This window comes from Rhodococcus sp. FW305-130 (assembly GCF_058788335.1).
Window position 1 is genome coordinate 34,582 of the sequence record NZ_JBYTAP010000013.1, and the last position, 20,828, is coordinate 55,409.

Annotated in this window: 16 protein-coding genes and 2 pseudogenes; 6 read left to right on the plus strand and 12 right to left on the minus strand. The window is 63.4% G+C overall.

The features are described from left to right. Positions 1-138: 138 nt before the first annotated feature. Positions 139-1,926 carry an AMP-dependent synthetase/ligase gene (locus AC3WQS_RS29505; RefSeq protein WP_477993893.1) on the plus strand — a complete coding sequence of 596 codons (1,788 nt, stop codon included), beginning with the start codon at positions 139-141 and terminating at the stop codon, positions 1,924-1,926. A 56-nt stretch (positions 1,927-1,982) separates the two neighbouring features. On the opposite strand, the gene AC3WQS_RS29510 is transcribed toward AC3WQS_RS29505, so the two are convergent. The 3 genes from AC3WQS_RS29510 to AC3WQS_RS29520 form a co-directional block, all read right to left on the minus strand. After that, positions 1,983-2,969, minus strand: a complete 987-nt coding sequence (locus tag AC3WQS_RS29510) for an NAD-dependent epimerase/dehydratase family protein (RefSeq protein ID WP_041816081.1) — start codon at positions 2,967-2,969, stop codon at positions 1,983-1,985. 88 nt (positions 2,970-3,057) lie between these two features. Beyond that, positions 3,058-4,428, minus strand: coding sequence for an FAD-binding oxidoreductase (locus tag AC3WQS_RS29515; protein ID WP_060939473.1), 1,371 nt, complete (start codon positions 4,426-4,428; stop codon positions 3,058-3,060). Continuing rightward, positions 4,425-5,126: a FadR/GntR family transcriptional regulator gene (locus tag AC3WQS_RS29520; protein WP_047888039.1), complete on the minus strand. Its 702-nt coding sequence runs from the start codon at positions 5,124-5,126 to the stop codon at positions 4,425-4,427. The genes AC3WQS_RS29515 and AC3WQS_RS29520 overlap by 4 nt, the downstream gene beginning before the upstream one ends. Positions 5,127-5,218: 92 nt before the next feature. On the opposite strand from AC3WQS_RS29520, the gene AC3WQS_RS29525 reads away from it, so the two are divergent. After that, positions 5,219-5,836, plus strand: coding sequence for a cysteine hydrolase family protein (locus tag AC3WQS_RS29525; protein ID WP_208114758.1), 618 nt, complete (start codon positions 5,219-5,221; stop codon positions 5,834-5,836). 5 nt (positions 5,837-5,841) lie between these two features. Here AC3WQS_RS29525 and AC3WQS_RS29530 read toward each other — a convergent pair whose 3' ends face one another. Then, a complete protein-coding gene (locus AC3WQS_RS29530) occupies positions 5,842-6,483 on the minus strand; it encodes an alpha/beta hydrolase (RefSeq protein WP_020970182.1) in 642 nt (213 codons plus the stop codon). An 83-nt stretch (positions 6,484-6,566) separates the two neighbouring features. Here AC3WQS_RS29530 and AC3WQS_RS29535 point away from each other — a divergent pair, with 83 nt between their 5' ends. Then, the gene (locus tag AC3WQS_RS29535; protein ID WP_492713258.1) at positions 6,567-10,010 is read left to right on the plus strand and encodes a TM0106 family RecB-like putative nuclease; all 3,444 of its coding nucleotides are present in this window, start codon (positions 6,567-6,569) and stop codon (positions 10,008-10,010) included. A gap of 79 nt (positions 10,011-10,089) precedes the next feature. Here the strand turns inward: AC3WQS_RS29535 and AC3WQS_RS29540 are convergent, their stop codons facing one another. After that, positions 10,090-11,265 carry an amino acid deaminase/aldolase gene (locus tag AC3WQS_RS29540; RefSeq protein WP_020970184.1) on the minus strand — a complete coding sequence of 392 codons (1,176 nt, stop codon included), beginning with the start codon at positions 11,263-11,265 and terminating at the stop codon, positions 10,090-10,092. Positions 11,266-11,335: 70 nt separating this feature from the next. After that, positions 11,336-11,983, minus strand: coding sequence for a TetR/AcrR family transcriptional regulator (locus AC3WQS_RS29545; protein ID WP_020908434.1), 648 nt, complete (start codon positions 11,981-11,983; stop codon positions 11,336-11,338). Positions 11,984-12,061: 78 nt separating this feature from the next. Here AC3WQS_RS29545 and AC3WQS_RS29550 point away from each other — a divergent pair, with 78 nt between their 5' ends. Then, the gene (locus AC3WQS_RS29550) at positions 12,062-13,375 is read left to right on the plus strand and encodes a D-arabinono-1,4-lactone oxidase (protein ID WP_492713259.1); all 1,314 of its coding nucleotides are present in this window, start codon (positions 12,062-12,064) and stop codon (positions 13,373-13,375) included. A 3-nt stretch (positions 13,376-13,378) separates the two neighbouring features. Here AC3WQS_RS29550 and AC3WQS_RS29555 read toward each other — a convergent pair whose 3' ends face one another. The 4 genes from AC3WQS_RS29555 to AC3WQS_RS29570 all read right to left on the minus strand — a co-directional run bounded on the left by AC3WQS_RS29555 (position 13,379) and on the right by AC3WQS_RS29570 (position 17,236). Beyond that, positions 13,379-14,344, minus strand: coding sequence for an adenosine deaminase (locus AC3WQS_RS29555; protein ID WP_019749316.1), 966 nt, complete (start codon positions 14,342-14,344; stop codon positions 13,379-13,381). A 7-nt stretch (positions 14,345-14,351) separates the two neighbouring features. Then, on the minus strand, positions 14,352-15,113 hold the full coding sequence (locus tag AC3WQS_RS29560) for a crotonase/enoyl-CoA hydratase family protein (protein WP_492713260.1): 762 nt from the start codon (positions 15,111-15,113) through the stop codon (positions 14,352-14,354). A 35-nt stretch (positions 15,114-15,148) separates the two neighbouring features. Next, a complete protein-coding gene (locus AC3WQS_RS29565; RefSeq protein WP_042952424.1) occupies positions 15,149-16,342 on the minus strand; it encodes a class I adenylate-forming enzyme family protein in 1,194 nt (397 codons plus the stop codon). 93 nt (positions 16,343-16,435) lie between these two features. Further along, positions 16,436-17,236 carry an enoyl-CoA hydratase/isomerase family protein gene (locus AC3WQS_RS29570; protein ID WP_021344976.1) on the minus strand — a complete coding sequence of 267 codons (801 nt, stop codon included), beginning with the start codon at positions 17,234-17,236 and terminating at the stop codon, positions 16,436-16,438. Between AC3WQS_RS29570 and AC3WQS_RS29575 the strand changes: the two are divergent. Both AC3WQS_RS29575 and AC3WQS_RS29580 read left to right on the plus strand, forming a co-directional pair. After that, positions 17,235-17,792: pseudogene (locus AC3WQS_RS29575) on the plus strand (FAD-binding oxidoreductase); the annotation flags it as partial. The gene AC3WQS_RS29570 and the pseudogene AC3WQS_RS29575 overlap by 2 nt on opposite strands. A gap of 120 nt (positions 17,793-17,912) precedes the next feature. Beyond that, positions 17,913-18,635 (plus strand): annotated as a pseudogene (locus AC3WQS_RS29580) (FAD-binding oxidoreductase); the annotation flags it as partial. Here AC3WQS_RS29580 and AC3WQS_RS29585 read toward each other — a convergent pair. Together AC3WQS_RS29585 and AC3WQS_RS29590 are read right to left on the minus strand one after the other, a co-directional pair. Next, entirely contained in the window at positions 18,595-20,079 is a 1,485-nt protein-coding gene (locus tag AC3WQS_RS29585) for a DHA2 family efflux MFS transporter permease subunit (RefSeq protein ID WP_019749321.1), read from the minus strand. The pseudogene AC3WQS_RS29580 and the gene AC3WQS_RS29585 overlap by 41 nt on opposite strands. Positions 20,080-20,081: 2 nt before the next feature. Next, positions 20,082-20,705, minus strand: coding sequence for a PadR family transcriptional regulator (locus AC3WQS_RS29590; RefSeq protein WP_019749322.1), 624 nt, complete (start codon positions 20,703-20,705; stop codon positions 20,082-20,084). Between the last annotated feature and the right edge of the window lie 123 nt (positions 20,706-20,828).

Here is a 20,828-nt window from a genome sequence, read left to right on the forward strand (position 1 = left end):
TACCTGTAAACAGGCGGTCACACTAAACTGCAGGTCAGCGCCCGACCAGTTCTACCGAATAGTAACGACAGTGCAAAATGACGACTAATGTGATGCAATGCACATCAGAAATGTCAGTAGTCACTGGAGGGGTCAATAGTGCGCGAGTTCTCAGTTCCACAGTCGTTCTCAATTCCGGAGAACGTATCCATGGCCGACTCCGTGTTCCGTCACGCCGAAGAAGACCCCACATTCGTGCCGTTCAAGAGGCCGTCGAACGGTGGATGGGTCGACGTCACTGCAGCTGAATTCGCGAAGCAGGTCTCCGCAGTTGCCAAGGGCCTGATCGCTTCGGGCGTCGAGCTCGGCGACCGCGTCGCTATCCTGTCAGCAACTCGCTACGAGTGGGTCGTTCTCGACTACGCCATCTGGACTGCCGGCGGATGCACCGTCGCGATCTACGAGACCTCCTCCCCTGATCAGGCCCAGTGGATCCTCGAGGATTCCGCGACAACACTTCTGGTCGTCGAAACGGCCAAGCACGCGGAGACTCACAAGGAAGTCACCGACGGTGCAGAAGCCCTCCGCGAGGTTCTGGTCATCGAGTCAGGTGCTATCGACGAGCTGTCCAGTCGCGGTTCGGCAATCACCGACGAAGAACTGCACACTCGTCGTCACCAGGTCACCGCTGCCTCGCCCGCGACCCTGATCTACACCTCCGGAACCACCGGACGCCCCAAGGGTGTCCAGCTGACGCACTCCAACTTCTACGCCGAGTCCAACGCCTGCCGCCTGGCGATGCCGGAGTCGATGGTCCCCGGCAAGAAGACGCTGATGTTCCTGCCGCTCGCCCACGTATTCGCGCGAGCGATCTCCTTCGGCGCTTTCGACGCCAAGGTCACCGTCGCCCACACGTCGGATCTGACGACGCTCCTCGAGCAGTTCGCCGGTTTCAAGCCCAACTTCATCCTCTCGGTACCGCGCGTGTTCGAGAAGGTGTACAACTCGGCTCGCCAGAAGGCAGTCGACGGCGGTAAGGGCAGCATCTTCGACAAGGCTGCCGCCACTGCCATCGAATACAGCGAGTCCCTCGAAAAGGGTGGCCCCGGGCTGGCACTCAAGCTCAAGCATGCGGTATTCGACAAGCTCGTCTACTCGAAGTTGCGCGCAGCTCTGGGCGGCGAGTGCGAGCGTGCAGTCTCCGGTGGCGCAGCCCTCGGCGCGCGTCTCGGCCACTACTTCCGCGGCGTCGGCATCCCGATCTACGAGGGCTACGGACTCACCGAGACCAGCGCCGCAATCACCGTCAACACCTCGAGCGCGCAGCGCGTCGGCACCGTCGGCAAGCCGATCAACGGCCATGCAGCACGGATCGCCGAGGACGGCGAACTCCTCCTGCAGGGCCCGGTCGTGTTCGCCGGCTACTGGCACAACGACAAGGCGACGGCCGAATCGATCGTCGACGGCTGGTTCCACACCGGCGACCTCGGATCGATCGACAACGAGGGCTACGTCTCCATCACCGGGCGCAAGAAGGAAATCATCGTCACGGCCGGAGGCAAGAACGTCGCACCGGCAGGCCTCGAGGATTCCCTGCGTGCGCACGCTCTGATCAGCCAGTGCCTCGTCGTCGGCGACGGTCAGCCGTTCATCGGTGCACTGATCACCCTCGATCCGGAGACTCTGCCCGGTTGGGTCGAGCGCAACGGCCTGCCCGCCAGCACCGCTATCGCGGATCTGGTGAAGAACGCCGACCTGATCGCCGAGATCGACTCGGCCGTTGCCGACGCGAACAAGAAGGTCTCCAACCCCGAGCAGATCAAGAAGTACACGATCCTCGAGGTCGACTTCACCCAGGAGACCGGTGAATTGACGCCGACGCTCAAGCTCAAGCGCAACATCATTCACGAAGCTCACAAGACCAAGATCAGCGACCTGTACGCCTGATCGATCGTCTTTCACGAGTCTGGCCCGGTTCGAATGCGAACCGGGCCAGACTCGTTTCACTCACCGGCAGAGAGTAGTTCCTTTTCGATCTCGGATGGAAGGCCGTGCACCGCACGATCCTCCCGCTGGGTCGGCAGAGTTTCCCGTTGCATCCATTCCCAGGTATCGCGCACGGTGTCTTCGACGGGACGGCACCGCAACCCTCCCCGCGCCGCCTTGGCAGTGTCGGCTTCGAGGAAACCCGCGAACTCGCCCTCTTGCGGGACCCAACACGGCAGTTGTGTCCACGGTTGCGCTCCCGCTGCTGCAAGTCGGTCCTCGTCGATCCACACCAACTCCGCACCCGAACCGGTGGCGTCCACGCACGCCTCGAGGAGCCCGGAGGTAGTGGTGTGCCCGGACGCACTGATGACGTCGTACGTCCCGCTGATTTCGGCCGCCAGTCCGGACAGGACAAACGATGCGATGTCGCGGGCATCGACGTACTGCAACGGTCTGGTCGGCGCTCCGGGAGCAACGACGCGTCCACCCGCAGCGATGCGCTGCAACCACCACGGCAACCGCCCGATGTCCTCGTGCGGACCGAGGATCAACCCTGCCCTCGCGAGCAGCGCGTCCGGGAAGGATTCCAGGACAGCGAGTTCGGCCCCGCGTTTGGCGGACGCGTAATCGCTGTAGTCATCGGACGTCGCAGATGCGGCAACCACCGGCGAGCCCTCGTCCACATGCAAGCCCCATTGGTAGACGGATCCACTGGAGATGTATGCGTACCGGTCGACGTGACCGTGCAAGACGCGTGCATTCTCACCGACAACTCGGGGGCTACCCGACCAGGTGTCGACGACAAAATCCCATCGACGATCACCGAGCGCCTCAACCATCGCTCGCTGATCGGTGCGATCCGCGAACAGAACCTCCGCGGTAGGTGGTGGCGCTCCGGTGAGCCCCCGATGGAGCACTGTCACTTCCCAGCCCCGTGCCAGGGCGTCGTCGACGAGGGCACGGCCGAGGAACCGTGTTCCTCCGAGCATCAGCAACTTCATGACGGCCATCGTCACTCGAAAAAGCGTCGTGCAGCAACAAGTTCGTCTGGTAGCGCAATTTCCGACGAGTGAGGGTCGGAAGAAGCGCTCAGATACCCCGTCCGGGATTGAGAATGCTCTTCGGATCGAATGCGGCCTTCACCGCAAGCATCAACTGGCGTTCGGTCTGGCCGACCATGTCTGCCATGTACGGCGCTTTGAGAACCCCGATACCGTGTTCACCGCTGATCGTTCCGCCCAATGCCAGTGCGCCGGCAACGATGTCGTCGAAAGCTCCGCGCGCACGATCCTGCGCTCCCGTTTCGGCAGCGTCGAACACGATGGTCGGGTGGAGATTGCCGTCGGCGGCGTGGCCGAAGGTTCCGATCGTGACACCGTGGCGATCGGCCGCTTCACGAATGCATTCCAACATGGACGGCAACGCCGGCACCGGCACCGCGACGTCGTCGAGAAGTACCGTGCCCAACGCCTCGAGAGCTGGCAACGCCATCCGGCGGGCGGCAGTGAACTCCTCACCTTCCACGGGATCGTCGGTGTGGAAAACCTCTCGAGCCCCGGCACTTTCGCACGCCGCGGCGCAGTCCGCTGCCTCGGCGGCCGCCGACCTACCGTCGCACTGGATGAGCAGCATCGCCCCGGCCGATTCGTCCAACCCCATCTTCGTCAGCCGATTGACCGCGCCGATGGTGACGTCGTCCATCAACTCCATCTGACACGGTTCGGCCACTGCCGACACGGCGAGGACGGCATCGATCGCGGACTCCGCGGAATCGAAGAAGGCGACGACGGTGGTCGCCGCAGTGGGCGCCGTACGCAACCGCATCGTGGCTTCGACGATGACCGCGAGCGTTCCCTCCGAGCCCACGAGCAGATGTGTCAGGTCCAGCCCCGCAACATTTTTGCGCGTCCGTGCACCGGTACGGACCACACGCCCGTCGGCGAGTACCGCCGTCAGGGCCGCGACGTGATCACCGGTGACGCCGTACTTGGCGCAACAGATGCCGCCTGCATTTGTCGCCAGATTGCCGCCGATACTCGAGATGGCCCGGCTTCCCGGATCCGGTACGTACCAAAGACCCTGCTGTGCAGCAGCTTCCGCCAGGTCACCGTTGATCACTCCGGGCTCCACCGTGGCGGTGCGCGCGGCAGGATCGATCTCGAGAATGCGATCCATGCCCGCGACGCTCAAGACGATGCACCCGTCGAGCGCATTGGCAGCGCCGGCCAACCCCGTACCTGCCCCTCGTGTCACCACCGGAACGGAGAGTTCGTGCGCCACTGTCATAACCGCGACGACGTCGTCGACCGTCTTCGCCTTGACCAGCGCGGCGGGCCTTCCGGCTGCAGTGAGCAGTGATTGATCCCGGACGTAGGCGCCCATCCGGTCGGGATCGGTTGTCGCCCTGTCCCCCACCGCTTTCTGCAAGCGTTCGCCCAACAGATCGATACTCGTGGTCATTCCGTTCGTCCTTCGTAGAATCCGCGCACATGGCGCTCGACCAAATCGGCGGCCTCGTCAGCTGCGCCGCGCTCGATCGCGTCGGCGATACCCTCGTGCTCGGCCAGCAGTGCGCCGAGCGTGGCCGCCGAGTTCTCGCGCGAGTCCAGTTCGCTCAGCAGGTAGCCGGCGATGCTGTCGCGGAGAACCGTCATGACCAACCCGAACGCCTTGTTCCCGCCCGCTCCGGCGAGCGCAACGTGAAAGTCGACGTCGGCGTCGTGGAATGCGACCGAGTCGTCGGCCCGGGTTGCGATGCGCATTCGCTCGATCGCAGCCCGGGCGTCGTCTGGCACGGCGGTGACGGTTCGTAGCGCAGCAGCTTCGAGCAGCACTCGCAATTCGACAAGATCGCCGAGCGGAACCGCGCCCACTTGCAGTGCCGTACTGAGAGCGGTGGCCGCAGAATCGGCCGTGTGCTCGTGCGTCACCCGAGGCCTGGCAGTAGAAGTGGTGTCCGCGCCGGTCAACAATCCCTGTGCTTGCAGGACACGAAGTGCCTCGCGGACCGTCGATCGACCCACCGAGAAGGTCTGCGCGAGTTCCTGTTCGGTCGGCAACGCCTCGCCGACGGGAAGCGAGCCGTCGAGTATGGCAGCACGGATTCTTCCCGACACGGCAAGGCTGAGCGGCATGCGCGACAACGGAGTCGTATCCATGCCGCGACGCTACCACCCCTTGCCTGCTTGTCTGACAAACTGTTTAATTGAGGAGATTCGTGACCCGGACCACAACAGACAAGGTGTCGACCATGACCGACAAGCTCGAATTGGATCCAGCAACCACAGCCGTCGTGCTCATCGAGTACCAGAACGACTTCACCACCGAGGGCGGTGTTCTTCACGAGGCCGTCGCTCCGGTCATGGAATCGAACGGACTCCTCGCGAACACCGCTGCGCTGGTCGATGCGGCTCGGGCGGCAGGTGTCACCGTGATGCACGCACCGATCACCTTCGCCGAGGGGTACAACGAAATCACCTCGCATCCGTACGGCATCCTCAAGGGCGTCGTCGACGGCAAGGCTTTCGTGAAGGGTTCCTGGGGAGCTGCGATCGTCGACGAACTCGCCCCGAAAGACGGCGACATCGTCATCGAGGGCAAGCGTGGACTCGACACTTTTGCCAGCACAAACCTCGATTTCATTCTGCGCAGCAAAGGAATTCGCACGATTGTTCTCGGCGGCTTCCTGACCAACTGCTGCGTCGAATCGACCATGCGCACCGGATACGAGAACGGTTACCGGGTCATCACACTCACCGATTGCGTGGCAGGCACTTCGGTCGCCGAACACGAGAACGCAATCACCTACGACTACCCGATGTTCTCGCACCCCGTCACGTCGAAAGAGGTGCTCGGCGCGCTCTCCTGAGAGGACTACCTGGAATGCGCGAGAAGGAATTCACGGCTGACGTTGGTGACACTGGCGTGAACCTTCTCGTGCAGCAGGTCGTGACCGGCGTCCTCGAACTCGCGCATCTCGACGTTGCGCAGCGTCCGCGCCCAATCTCGGACGGGATCGACCGGGGCGATCCGGTCGTCGGTACCGTGAACGACCAGGACTGGGATGCCCGCGTCGGAGAGTTCCGCCCACCCGTGTTGCTCCACCGCGCTGCGCGGAATGCCGCACAACACCGCGGACGCGAATTCGTGATCGCGATGAGCCAGCACCGTCAGCGCAGTCACGGCACCTAACGAATGACCCATCACCGCCTGCGGAACTTCGGGCAGTTCGGCCAAAGCGATGTCAGCCAGCGCGGCTGCATCGGCAGCAAGATCGGAGAGCGGAGCCCCGACTCCCGGATCACCCTCCGACAAACCGTGCCCGGTGTGATCGATCGCCCACACGTCGATCCCCGACGCCGTCATTGCACCCGCGAAACGGTGATACTGCCCGCTGTGCTGACCGAGGCCGTGCAGAAAGACCAAAGACACAGTGGGCACTGCGCCCCCTGCCGCCGGCCAATGCCGAAAGTGCACCTGACCGGTTCGTCCGTCGAAGAAGGGCATGCTCGTCATTCTGCACTCTCCTACGGGCATCCGCGGGCGGTGGGCGATTACTGGTGGGTTGCCTTGTCGGTGAGCGATGGCACAATCTCCGTGTGTTCCTACTCGATGATCAGATCGTCTACAGCGCCAGCGACCTCTCGGCCGCGGCCTCGTGCGAGTTCGCACTGTTGCGGCAACTCGACGCCCGAACCGGTCTGATCTCAGCCGAGGCGGTCGAGGCGGATCCGATGCTCGAGCGGACGTCGAGCCTCGGCGACTCGCACGAGCGCGAACAGCTTCAGAAGTTCATCGATCAACACGGAGACGGCGTCGTCGTCATGCCGCGACCGGAACACTCACGCGCAGGCCTGACCGCTGCCACGTTGGCCACTGTCGAGGCAGCACGATCGGGCGCGCCCGTCATCTATCAGGGAACCTTTTTCGACGGCCGATTCCTCGGGTTCTGCGATTTCCTCGTCCGCGAAGGCGACACCTACGCGGTCTACGACAGCAAGCTCTCCCGGCACGCCAAGGTGTCGGCACTTCTACAACTCGCCGCATACGCGGATGCGTTGGAGCGCAATGCAATTGCCGCCTCCGATCAGGTTCATCTACTGCTCGGCGACGGCAGCACGTCGTCGCACGACATCGGAGACATCGCGCCGGTATTCGCAGCACGCAGAGCTGAACTCGAACGAGTCCTCGACGAGCACCGCGCCGAGGGGAAACCGACACAGTGGCTCGACGATCGGTACCTGCGTTGTGGTCGATGCAACACCTGCAGCGTCGAAGTCGAAAGTCATCGGGACCTGCTGCTGGTTGCGGGCGTCCGCGGCAATCAGCGTGAACAGCTGATCGTCTCGGGGATCACGACAATTGACGAACTCGCCGCGAGCACCGGCCCTGTCGAGGGAATTCGACGGGAAACACTCGACAAACTCCGTGCACAGGCCGCGGTTCAACTTCGTCAGGAACAATCCGGCGACGCCGAATTCGAGGTCTACGGACCCTCGGCGCTCGGCGGACTACCCGTCCCCGACGACGGCGACATCTTCTTCGACTTCGAGGGCGATCCCCTCTGGGCCGAGGACGGATCCACCGACTGGGGGTTGGAATACCTTTTCGGTGTGGTCGAAGGACCGGCGGACGACTACGTGTTCAAGCCGTTCTGGGCACACGATCGCGACGGTGAACGCCAGGCACTCCTCGACTTCCTCGACTACGTCACCGCGCGCCGAGAAGCTCACCCCGGCATGCACATCTATCACTACGCCGCGTACGAGAAATCGGCGCTGTTGCGCTTGGCCGCACGTCACGGTGTCGGCGAGCAGACGGTGGACACGCTGCTCAGCGAGAACGTGCTCGTGGACCTGTACCCGATCGTCCGCGCCTGCCTGCGGATCGGACAACGCTCGTACAGCATCAAGAAACTCGAGCCGCTCTACATGGGTGAGCACGGCCGCGACGGCGACGTGACCAATGCCGCCGCTTCGGTTGTCGCTTATGCCGACTACTGCCAATTGCGCGACGGCGGACCAGCCGACCAGGCCAGGGAACTTCTTCAGGGCATCTCCGACTACAACGAATACGACTGCGAATCCACTCTGCGCCTGCGCGATTGGCTTGCCGAGCGCGCCGCAGAACACGGCGTCGAACTTCGTGAGCCGACCGGGCAGATCAAGATTCCACTCGAGGAGCTCACCGAATCGGAGATCGCGCTCCGCGAATTCGCAGGACACAAGGCAGGTTCGGCGCGTACCCCCGATCAGCAGGCAGCTGCTCTACTGGCTGCTGCGGTGGGGTACCACAATCGTGAGCGGAAGCCGTACTGGTGGGCCCACTTCGACCGATTGGTCACACCGATCGAAGACCTGGTGGACATCCGCGACGTCATGGTGGTCGAACAGTCCGAAATCGAGGCGGACTGGCACAAGAGCACCCCACGTCAGAAGAAGTTCCGTCGACACATTCAGCTGACCGGAAGTTTCGGCACCGGAACGTCTTTGAGCCCGGGCAGTGATCTGTTCGCTCTCTACGCAACCCCCTCCCCCGATGCTGTTGCCAGCGAGAACCCCACCCAACGCGGCACCAGCAGCGTCAAGGTCACGGCCGTGGTCAAGTCCGAAGGACTCGACGTGGTCACCGTCGAAGAACTGCTCGGCGGTGACGAATACCTCGATGCTCCAGTCGCATTGGCACCTGGTCGTCCGATTCCCACCGGATGCATGGAGAAGTCCATCGCCGCTGCCGCATCCGGCGCCAGCGAGATCCTGCCCGAACTGCCACCCGTAGCAGCGGTCGACATTCTCCGGCGCAGCACCCCGAGGACACGCTCGGGTTCACCGCTCCCGCCCGTCGGCACCGACAACAACTACGCGGACGCCATCACCGCCGCACTTCTCGACCTCGATGATTCCTACGTGGCAGTACAGGGTCCCCCTGGTACGGGCAAGACGTACACGGGCGCTCGTGTCGTCAAGACACTGATCGAAGAACATCAGTGGCGAATCGGAGTGGTGGCTCAATCACATTCGGTGGTCGAGAACATGCTCGGCGGCATTCTGAAGGCCGGCGTGGACCCTGCACTGGTCGCGAAGAAGGGCAGCCGCAGCAAGACCGCAGAATGGCAGGACATCGCATCCGAAGAATATGCGGGATTCATCGCCGAGGCCGAAGGCGTCGGCTGCGTCATCGGCGGCACTGCGTGGGATTTCGCGAACACCGATCGTGTTCCAGCGGGCAGCTTGGACCTGCTCGTGGTGGACGAGGCGGGCCAGTTCGCGCTCGCCAACACCATTGCCGTCGCGATTTCCGCGCGAAACCTGTTGCTGCTGGGCGATCCGCAGCAGTTGCCGCAGGTGAGCCAAGGTACTCACCCCGAACCTGTCGACGAATCGGCGCTCGGTTGGCTCGCCGAGGGACACGGCGCACTGCCACCCGAACTCGGCTATTTCCTCGAGAAGACTTGGCGGATGCACCCGGATCTGTGTGCGCCCGTGTCCGCACTGTCGTACGAGGGCAAGCTCCATTCTCAGGAAACCGTGAGTGCGGCAAGAAAACTCGACGGACTCGCTGCCGGAGTGCACACGGTGTTCGTCGATCACCGCGGCAATTCCACGTACTCCCCGGAAGAGTCCCAGGAAATCGTTCGCCAGATCCAGGGCCTTCTCGGTACGCCATGGACCGATCCGAGCGAGTTCGAGGGAACCCGGCCCCTGGAGCAGTCGGACATCCTCGTGGTCGCGGCATACAACGCCCAGGTCGGTACCGTCGAGCGCGATCTCACCGAAGCCGGTCTCACGGAGGTCGAGGTCGGGACCGTCGACAAGTTCCAGGGCCGCGAGGCCGCGGTGGCAATCGTGTCGATGGCCGCATCTGCCGTCGAGGACGTCCCGCGAGGAATGTCGTTCCTTCTGTCGCGGAACCGCCTCAATGTTGCTGTCTCCCGCGGCAAGTGGTGCGCGATCATCGTCCGATCACACGCGTTGACGCAGTACATGCCGAGCACGCCCGCAGGATTGGTGGAGCTGGGCGCGTTCATGAGGTTGACGAGCTAGCCGAATATTTTCACAGCCAAACGCTGCCCTACCCGAAACACTGCCTTACCCGACACACTGCCCTACCCGAAGCACTGTCCTACCCGAAGCACTGCCCTTCGCCGCGGTAGGTGGGAACCGAGGTTCGGGTGCCGTCGGCTTCGACCACATACACGCGGTCGAAGCGCTCGCACAGCTCGCCGGCCTTGGCGTGACGGAACCATACGCGGTCGCCGATCGCGATGTTTCCGGCTTCCTTCCCGGTGACCGGTGTCTGGACTTCGCCGGCTCCTTCGTTGCGGAGCAGTTTGAGACCAGCGGGCCAGACCGGTGACGGAACGCGGGTGGCTCCGGCAGGTCCCGACGCGATGTATCCGCCGCCGAACAGGGTCGTGACGGACGGCGTCGGCTTGCGCACGGCCGACAGTGCGAAGAACAGCGCCGGATCGGGACGGAAGGCACGGTAGCGGTCGAACAGGGTCGGTACGTACAGTCCGGAGCCTGCTGTTACCTCGGTCACCACAGGATCGGCCGAGCTGACCTCCAGCGACCCCGTACCGCCGCTGTTGACGATCTCGAGTGCACCCACGGCATCGGTGACGGCCGCGACCACAGCGCCCCTTCTGGACGCCAGTTCGCGGGCAGAGGCCTTCTTGACCCAACCGATCGGAGCGCTGGTGTCCGGGAGGCCGGCGATCTGGGCTTCGTAGAACATCACTCCGACAACGGAGAATCCGCGCTGGCGAGCACGCGCCGCGAGTGCGGCGACCGCGGCAGGTTCGCGCAGCGGCGAGCGTCGCACGCCTAGATGGATCGGACCGATCCGCAGTGACGCATCGACGTCGAGACATACCCGGACAGGCGCATCTCCCGTCGACGCCGAACGAATGAGATCCAACTGCGCATCGTCGTCGACCATCAAGGTGATCGATTGGAGGGCGGTGTCATCGGCAGCGAGATCCGCGATGGCGCCACGATCGGCGGTCGGGTATCCCATCAGGATGTCCCGTGCGCCGAGCCCGACCAGCCACAGAGCCTCGCGCAGTGAGTACGCCATGATTCCGCGGAACCCGCCGGATGCAGTCAGTGTGTCACCGAGAGTTTCAGTCAGAACCGTACGACAACGAACCGATTTGCTCGCCACTCGCACCGGGGTTCCACCGGCGCGGCGCACCAGGTCGGCTGCATTACTGCGCAGTGTGGTCAGATCCAGAGCAGCCAGAGGCGGGTCGAGTTCTCGCGTGGCAGCAGTGAGTCGATCGAGGGTCCTGGTCACAGATGATCCAATCGTCGCGGCGTGCGACCAGTCAATCACCAATCCTGGACGTATGTCCAGGATGGCGGTTCTACTGAGGCGCGACCACTGCTTTATTGGCGATTACCTGAACCATTTCTCCGAACTCGGCGATAGTCGCGTCGGAGTCACGATCGACCAGCCATCGCAGAACAAGGCCGTCGATCATTGCAAGACTCAGTCGCGCAATCGAACTCAACGGCTCCGTCCACACCGTGCCCGATATCTTGGCGCACTCTTCGAGAAACGACACCGCGAGCTCATCCATGATTCGGTACTGCTCAAATGCAACTGCCCCAGCACGTTCGGCTCCGAGATTGCGACTACGCAGTGCCTGCGCGGTAATTTCGTAGGTCAACAACTGGCGATCCGGGGTTGCTTCGATGGTCGGCCACATTCCGGTCAGGCCGATATGCAGCAATTCCCTGAGCCCCTGCACGCCACTGAGATCCGGCGCATGGCGGACCTGCGCGAACGCATACTGCATCGACGCGCTGAGCTGCAGAATGAGCGTTTCACCCATTGCCGCGATCAGCGCTTCCTTGCTCTCGAAGCAGTAATGAACGACGCCGAGCGATACGCCGGCCTCCTCTGCCACCGCCCTCACCGTCACAGAACTGACACCGCGCTGTTCCGCAATAGACAAAGCGGACTCGACCAATTGTGTGCGGCGTTCGTCCGCCGGAAGCCTGTTCAGCATCCAATGATCGTAGAACGCAAATGACAAAATCTTCGCGCAATACTTGCCTGGACGACCGTCCAAGTACATTATTGCGTAATGGCTTCGGACACTTGGCAGAACTGGGCGGGCACTCAAAGTGCCGCGCCGCGTCGCTTTGCGACGCCGACAAATACCCGTGAACTTTCGTCGTTGGTCGCCGAGGCCGCGGCGCGCGGCCAACGCGTGAAGGCCGTCGGCGCCGGCCATTCGTTCACCGGTGTCGCGGTCACCGACGGTGTCCTCGTCAGCCTGGACAACTTGAGCGGAATCGACTCGATCACGCCGACCGACGACGGTGCGCTGGTCACTGTTTTTGCAGGCACTCGCCTTCATGCTCTCAACGACGCCTTGTGGCAACGCGGATATGCGATGGCCAATCTCGGCGACATCGACGTCCAGTCACTGGCCGGCGCGACGTCCACCGGCACACACGGCACCGGCGCACGATTCGGCGGTATCGCCACACAGATTCGCGGAATCGAGATCGTTCTCGCCGACGGATCCGTCGTTACCGCAAGCGCAGACGAAAACGTCGAATTGTTCGAAGCAGGCCGCCTCGGATTGGGCGCAATCGGCATCATTTCGAAGATCACTCTCGCCTGCGTCCCGCGATTCACACTTCGCGCAATCGAGGAACCCGACACGCTGTCTCACATACTGGACACCCTCGAGAGCGATCGTCTGGGCTTGGACCACTTCGAGTTCTACTGGTTTCCGCACACCGACCGTGTCCTGACGAAGAGCAATACGCGACTGCCCGGAGATACCGAACCCGATCCAGTGGGCAAGGTTCGCGCGTTCGTCGACGACGAACTCCTCTCGAACACACTCTTCGAAGGTGTCAACCGCGTTGCCACCCTGGCACCGGCCGCGATCCCGAGAATCAACAACGTGTCGTCTCGATTGCTCGGCGCCCGGGAGTTCACCGATCGCAGCTACCGAGTATTCGCGTCTTCGCGCCGGGTGAAGTTCAAGGAGATGGAATACGCGATTCCCCGCGAACACGTCACCGAGACACTCCACGAAATCGATCGCTGGATGAAGAAGTCCGGAACAAACGTCGCATTCCCCGTCGAAGTACGTTTTGCTGCCGCCGACGACCTCTGGCTCTCGACTGCTCACGGCCGCGACACCGCATACATCGCTGTACACCAGTACCACCGACGACCCGAAACCGAATACTTCGCCGCAGTGGAAGCCATCGCGCGCGCCGTCGACGGCCGGCCGCATTGGGGAAAAATGCACAACCGGACCGTCGACGACCTGCGTCCTACGTACGACCGACTCGACGACTTTGTCGCTGTGAGAGACAAGTACGACGCGAATCGTGTGTTCGACAACGACTACTTGCGTCAGGTGCTGGGCGACTGACGGTCAGCGCCGCAGCAGTTCCGCTTTTCGCGCATCGCTCGCAAACGAGGCTTTGATCGAGTTCCGGGCGAGGGTGTCTCGCTCGGCCTCGGTCAGACCCAAGGCTCGGCCCAGTTCGGTGAAATTGTCGTCGACGTATCCCCCGAAGTAGGCCGGGTCGTCGGAGTTGACCGTGACGATCAAACCCATCTCGAGCATCGATCGAAGCGGGTGATCCGACAGCGAATCGAACACCCGCAGACGAACGTTCGACAATGGGCAGACCGTCAGTGGAATCTCCTCGTCGACCAGACGCTCGATCAGGGCAGGATCCTCGAGTGCCCGGACTCCGTGGTCGATCCGCTCGGCGCCGAGAATGTCGAGCGCCTGCCAGATGTACTCGGGCGGTCCCTCCTCGCCGGCGTGAGCGACGACGTGCAAACCCTCGGCACGCGCGCGGGCGAACACGTCCTCGAACAGTGACGGCGGGTTGCCGACCTCCGCGGAGTCGAGTCCGAGCCCGACGATCGGAGCCTGCAGGCGAATTATCTCGGAGAAGATCTCCTCGGCGTCCTTGACGGGCTGATCTCGGAGGATGGCGGCGATTGCCGCGCTGCTGAGCCCGAACTCGCGCTCGCTCGATGCCACCGCATCCATGATCCCGTCCAGGACCTCGGTCAGCGGAACACCACGGACTACGTGCGCCTGTGGATTGAAGAAGAACTCGGCATGCGCGACGCCGGCCGCAGCCGCCCGGCGGAAGTACGCTCGCGTCAGGTCGGCAAAATCCTCCGCGGTGCGCAGGACGGCCATGTTGGCGAAGTAGAGATCGAGGAACGACTGCAAGTCGGTGAACTCGTACCTCGACTTCAGATCGTCGATGTCCTTGTACGGCAGATCCATTCGATTGCGCTCGGCAAGTCGGTAAATCTGTTCGGGCTCCAGAGAACCCTCGATGTGCATGTGCAGTTCTGCGACAGGTGTAGCCATGTCGGTGTTACCGCCCCTTCCAGACCGGGGCGCGCTTCTCGGCGAACGCCGTCGCGCCCTCGCGTGCATCTTCGGATGCGAATACCGGCGCCATGACCTGCAACTGCTTCGCGAAAGCTTCGTCGTCGGACCAACCGCCGGCCTTGACGATGATCTCCTTGGTGACCGCTACCGCGAGCGGTCCGTTGCGGGTGATTCGATCAGCCAGCTCCAGTGCGCCGTCGAGCGCCTTGCCCGGTTCGGTCAACGTGTTCACGAAGCCGTAGCGGTATGCCTCCTCGGCGGTGAAACTGTCGCCGGTCAGCGCCAGTTCCAGAGCCTTCTGGTACGGAATCCGCTTGGGCAGGCGCAACAATCCGCCGCCACCTGCAACCAGTCCTCGCTTGACCTCCGGGATACCGAACTTCGCTTCGGACGACGCCACCACCAGGTCGGTGGCAAGCACGAGTTCCGTGCCGCCTGCCAACGCGAAGCCCTCGACCGCCGAAATGATCGGCTTACGCGGTGGCCCTTCCGTGAATCCGAGACCGCGTCCCGGCACGAGGACGTTCTCGCCGGCCGCGAATGCCTTCAGATCCATACCGGCACAGAAGTTTCCGCCGGCTCCTGTCAGCACGGCCAAGGACAGATCGTCGTCCGCATCGAGCTCTTCGACCGCGGCGGCCAACGCGTGACTGACCGCCGAGTTGATGGCGTTACGCGCCTCGGGCCGGTTGATGGTGATGATCAGTGTCCGCCCGCGCCGCTCGGTGAGAACCTCGTCCGCCATGATGTCCCTCTCGTTTGTCGACCACGCTCGCGTGACTACGCGACGTTGCGTTCGACAATACGGACGAAGCCATCGGGGTCGATCTGCGCGGTGTCGTGAGTGCAGAACCACCCCTGGGTGAACCTCGTCGAGGTCGCTTGCGGCGAGTTCCAATACCGACGCGTGACACTCGGTCCACGGCACAGCAACTCACCGAAACCACCTGGAGCATCCGGGCCGTACAACGCCACTTCCATTCCACCGAAAGCGATTCCGACGCTTCCGAGGTGGGTGGGCGCCGACTCGGTTGGCAGAATGAGACCAGCCCCACAGGTTTCGGTTTTACCCCACCCGATCACATGCCGAGCGGCCGGGAACAGAGTCAGCAGCTTGGATTCCTGTTCGGCCGTGATCGGCGACCCGCTGCAATCGATCCACTGCACCGACCTCGAACCGGAACGCGCCGCCGGCCCGAGCGTGAGCAACCGTGGCTCGAGCAAGTCCTCGGGCCGCCCGGTCACGATGTCGACGGTATGCACACTCTCACGCCAGAAGTCCCCGGCGAGGACCACCGTTCCACCGACCACCAACGTCGCGAGCACGTGCACGAACTGCCGCACCGACTTGAAGTCGTTGTCCACCAGCAGATTCCGCACACCTTCGACGCCGTAGTCACGCGAGTGCAGAATTCCGACGATGGCAGAAAGCACGTTCTCGTTACTCAACTCGACGCCAAGCATCTCGCCCGAAGAATCCGCGGTGTACGCGAGGATCGCCATCTCGTCCGGGGCGGCGCCGTCGTCGATGAACGGAACACCGTGCGGGAGTTCCCCGTCGAGCACCAACACCGAACCACTGTCCGCGATGACGAAGTCCGCCGCGTCATCACTCAAGTGCACACCGACGGAGACCGGAACACCGCCGGCGAGGATGACGCCGAGGCACGCCTCCATCCACCTCACCCCAGCGGCGACACGAATGGCCACACGGTCACCGATCTCGACGCCCCGCGACTTCAGCCCTCCCGCGACCCGCGACGCCTCGGCCCACAGCTCCGCGAAGGTGACCTGCTCGCCGTCGACCTCCTCGACCGCGACGCGTGAGGAGAACCGATGGACGGCGATGTCCAGTAGTTCGGACAACGACGGGTCCAGTTGGCTGTACCGAAGCACCCCGTCACCGGCGCGGGTGACGCGGGCGTCGGCGAGGAGCTGATTCGAACACGGGTATTCCACAAGCGTCGACCGCATCGATACCTCCACGTCACTGACAACCCACCGGCCATTCGACTATATGACGTGGATCACAGTTCGTGGAGGTCTCTGGCGATAATCGTCGCAAACTCACTTTCCGGAGTAGACCGCTTTGCCCGGTCCGACGTCGAGGAAACTGCGGACAGCGCCGCGTAGGTCATCGGTGGCGAACAGCGCACCGGACACTCCGGGAGTCACCGAATCCGCATGAGCGATCCCGCCGGAACGCCAGGCCGCGACGATCTGCTTGGTGGCGTCGTGGGCTCGCGTGGGTCCGTCCGCCAGCCTGGTCGCCAGGGCACGCGCCGCAGCATCGACATCGTCGTGAACTGCATTGACGACGCCCCACGAGTGCAGGGTTACGGCGTCGTAGAGATCGCCGGTCATGACCAACTCCCGAGCCCGTCCGGAACCGGCACGCTCGGCCAAACGCTGCGGTCCACCCATGGACGGCGTCAGACCGACCACTGTCTCGACCAGTCCGAACTTCGCCTTGGGCGCCGCGAGGATGATGTCGCAGGCCAAGGAGATCTCGAATGCAGCAGTCAGCGTCAACCCGTGCGCCGCATAGATCACCGGGCACGGCAATGCCTCGAGCGGATGGCAGATCTGGGCAAACAGTTGGCGCCACAACTCCGCGCCCTGCTCCGGGTCGAGGCCGTCGAACACATGGACGTCGACGCCGGCCGAGTTGACCTTGCCCTCGGCGCGCAGAAGCACCGCGCGCGGTGGGTTTTCGGTCAGCGCCGCAACATCGGCGATGACCGCGTCGAACATGGCCTGATCGAACAGATTGAGTGGTCCGTGCGCGAACGTCAGGACAGCCACCTCGGCACCACCATCGGTGGTGAAGCGCTCGAGACGGGTGGGATGCGATTCGGGAGCAGTCATGCCGCCACACTGCCACATCGAACCGGCCTACGATCGTCGGGTGGACGGTCTGAGAAATGCGCTCGCGGACGTTGTGGGACACCGGTTCGTCGTCACCGACGCCGACGTGTTGACGACCCGTTCCACCGATCAGACAGGGCGGTACACGGGCCGTGCCTGCGCCCTGGTCCGACCGGCCGATACAGCCGAAATCGCTGCACTGCTGAACGTGTGCCGCTCCCGCGGTGTACCGGTCACCGTTCAGGGCGGGCGAACGGGCCTGGTCGCCGGCACGGTGCCCGAACACGACGACGTCCTGCTCTCCACCGAACGCCTCGCGGCGATCGGCGACGTCGATCTTGCCGCCGGGCGGATCACCGTCGGGGCGGGAGTGACACTCGCGCAGGTACATTCCGCGGCGGCCGCCGCCGGTTTGAAGTTCGGTGTCGACATAGCCTCGCGGGACACTGCGACGATCGGCGGCATGGTGTCCACCAATGCCGGTGGCCTGCACACGGTTCGATACGGGAACATGGCCGAACAGGTGCTCGGACTCGAGGTGGTACTCCCCGACGGAACTACTGTGCGCCGGTCACCGAAAGTGCTGTCGGACAACTCCGGATACAACCTGCCCGCGCTGTGGGTCGGTAGCGAAGGAACTCTAGGGGTGGTCACTTCCGTCGACCTGAAATTACGGAAGATACCGACCTACCGCGTGACGTCGCTGATCGGTTTCGACGCACTCCAGGACGTCGTCGAGGCGGGGCGAGTGTTGCGCGCTCTCGACGGCGTCGACGCACTCGAATTGTTGGACGGGCGCGGTCTCGAACTGGCCGCACGCCATTTGAACGCCGCGGTTCCGACGGGGCGACCGTGGTACCTCCTCGCCGAGGTGTCCGCGGCCCACGATCCGCTGGAAGACCTGGCCGAGCTGCTCGAACGCATCGGCCCACCGCAGACCCCGGCCGTGGCGGTCGACGCCCCCGGCTCGACGCGCTTGTGGGCGGCACGCGAATGCTTCGCCGAGGTGGTCGGATTGTTCGGTCCCCCACTGAAATTCGACGCGGCGCTACCGCTGGACTCGCTTGCCACCTTCACCGAGGACGCAACGGCGGTGATCGCGAGCCGAGCGCCCGAGGCAATTCCGATCCTGTTCGGACACGTCGCCGAGGGAAACATCCACCTCAACGTCCTGAACTGTCCGAACGCCGACACCGTGTATCGCAGTGTCCTCGAGCTGGTTCGCGATCACGGCGGAAACGTCAGTTCCGAGCACGGGGTGGGCTCGCTCAAACGCAACTATCTGGACCTGGCCCTCTCGGCGCAGGACATAGCCACGATGTGGGCGATCAAGCGAGCCCTTGACCCGAGCGACTATCTCAATCGCGCAGTGATGTTTCCCGACGCGCTTCGGCACTGACGGCCATCGCGTCGTCGTGCGCGTCCCCGCGTAAAGGCCGGGCGAAGCACACCGACGCGACGAAACCGATGAGCAGCACACCCGCAGGTAGCCAGATCGACTCCGACATCGCCGTGCTGAACGGTTCACGGACGAACTCGGGGAGGTGACCCACGCCGGCTTCCGAACTGCCGCCGGTCAGTCCCTGAGCCGCCAATCGTGCAGTGATCAGAGCGCCGATCGCAGCGCTGCCGAGAACTGCACCCACCTGCCGGGTGGTGTTGTAGACGCCGGCGCCCGCGCCCGCCTGCATCGGAGGCAGGTTGTGTGTGGCGGTGGCCGCGAGCGGAGACCAGATGCACGCGTTGGCGAAGCCGATCAGGCCGATCGGCAGGAGCAGTTCCCAGATCGCGACGTCGGGAGACATCACCAGTGCCAGCCAACCCAAGGCGACGGCGAACAGCAGGAAGCCGGTGCCGGCGATGTAGCGCGGATGTGTCTTGTCGACGAGCTTGCCGATGATCGGGGCGAAGATACCGGTCAGCACTGCCATCGGAACGAGCAGCAACGCCGACTGCGTCGGGGAGAGGCCACGAACTGCCTGTGTGTAGAACATCAGCGGAAGGACCATCGACGTGATCGCAAAGCCCATCGCGGTGATGGCGACATTGGCGAGTGAGAAGTTGCGATCCTTGAAGAGCTCCAAGGGAAGCAAGGGTTCGTTCTTGTTGCGCGACTGGTAGAACACGAACACCGCGAGCAACACCACACCGGCGCCGATCAGGCTCCAGACGAATCCGTTCCAGTCGTACGAACTGCCTTCCTGGATTCCGAACACCAGAAGGAACATGCCTGCGGCACTGAGAATCACGCCGGGGATGTCGAACTTGTGCTCGCTGGTCGGCAACGACGGAACGAGCTTCCACGCGAGCAGGAAGGCGATGACACCAACCGGGACGTTGACGATGAAGATCCATTCCCAGCCGAGATTGTCCACCAGGACGCCACCGGCAAGCGGACCCACCAGGGTGGCAACACCGGCAACGGCGCCCCACAGACCCATTGCGGCGCCACGCTTGTTCGGCGCGAACGTGCGTGTGATGACGGCCATCGTCTGAGGCGTCATCATTGCAGCGCCCAGGCCCTGGAAAGCCCTTGCGACGATGAGCATCTCGACGCTGCCGGACAGACCGCACCACAGTGATGCGCCGGTGAACAGTACGAGGCCGATCATGTACAGGTTCTTCGGACCGAACCTGTCACCGAGTCGGCCGGTGACGAGCAGCGGCACCGCGTACGCCAGCAGGTACGCGCTGGTGACCCAGACGACCTTGTTGATGTCGGTGCCGAGGTCCTCCATGATCGCGGGGTTGGCGACAGCGACGATGGTGCTGTCCACCAGAATCATGAAGAACCCGATACACAGCGCCCACAGCGCGTGCCAGGGATTGACCTGCTTTTCCATCTTCAGTCCTTAGGTAGTGCGGACGAGCCTGCGGAGCCGGCCAGCCGGTCGAGAAGTTCTTGTGAGAGCCAGGGCATTTCGCCGCTCTCGATGTCTGTCACCAACGCGCCGATCCACTCTCTTTCGGCGACGGTCAGTGCGTGGGCGTAGTCCGCGCCCACCGTGAAGATTCGTGGTTTCTCCGCGGCCTTCACCGCTTCGTAGTCGACCTCGAATTTCGCAATCGTCTTGTCGAGGTGCGCGAGACGGATCCGAAGCATCTGACACGCAGTCGATGCGGAGAGGTTGTGCATCTCGGCAAGCGCGAGCGGCAACCGCGGATACTCCCGCACCGGAACCGCCAACATCTCGCGTAGTTGATGTTCGAGGGCATCACGGCCACGGGCAGTGATCTCGTACGTCGTCCGCTCCGGGCGGTTGCCCTCACGATCGGTCCCGATCGAAGCCAGAAGTTCCTGCTTCTCCAACCGGGAAACCGTGTGATAGAGCGATCCCGGCTTGATTTTCACCAGCTGATCGCCCCGCCGCACCGAGGCGAGTTGGTACATCTCGTACGGGTGCATCGAACGCTCGGACAGCAGGCCCAGCACGGTGATTCCCAAAGGCGTCAGTGACACGTCACCCATGAGTCCCCCTCCCTGACAAGCCGTAGTTGACTGACGAGCCGCAATTGACCATTTCTTGACTATTCCACCCGAAATAGTCCACATGGAATATACGACCTCTGTCCGTCTCGATCAACCCGTTCG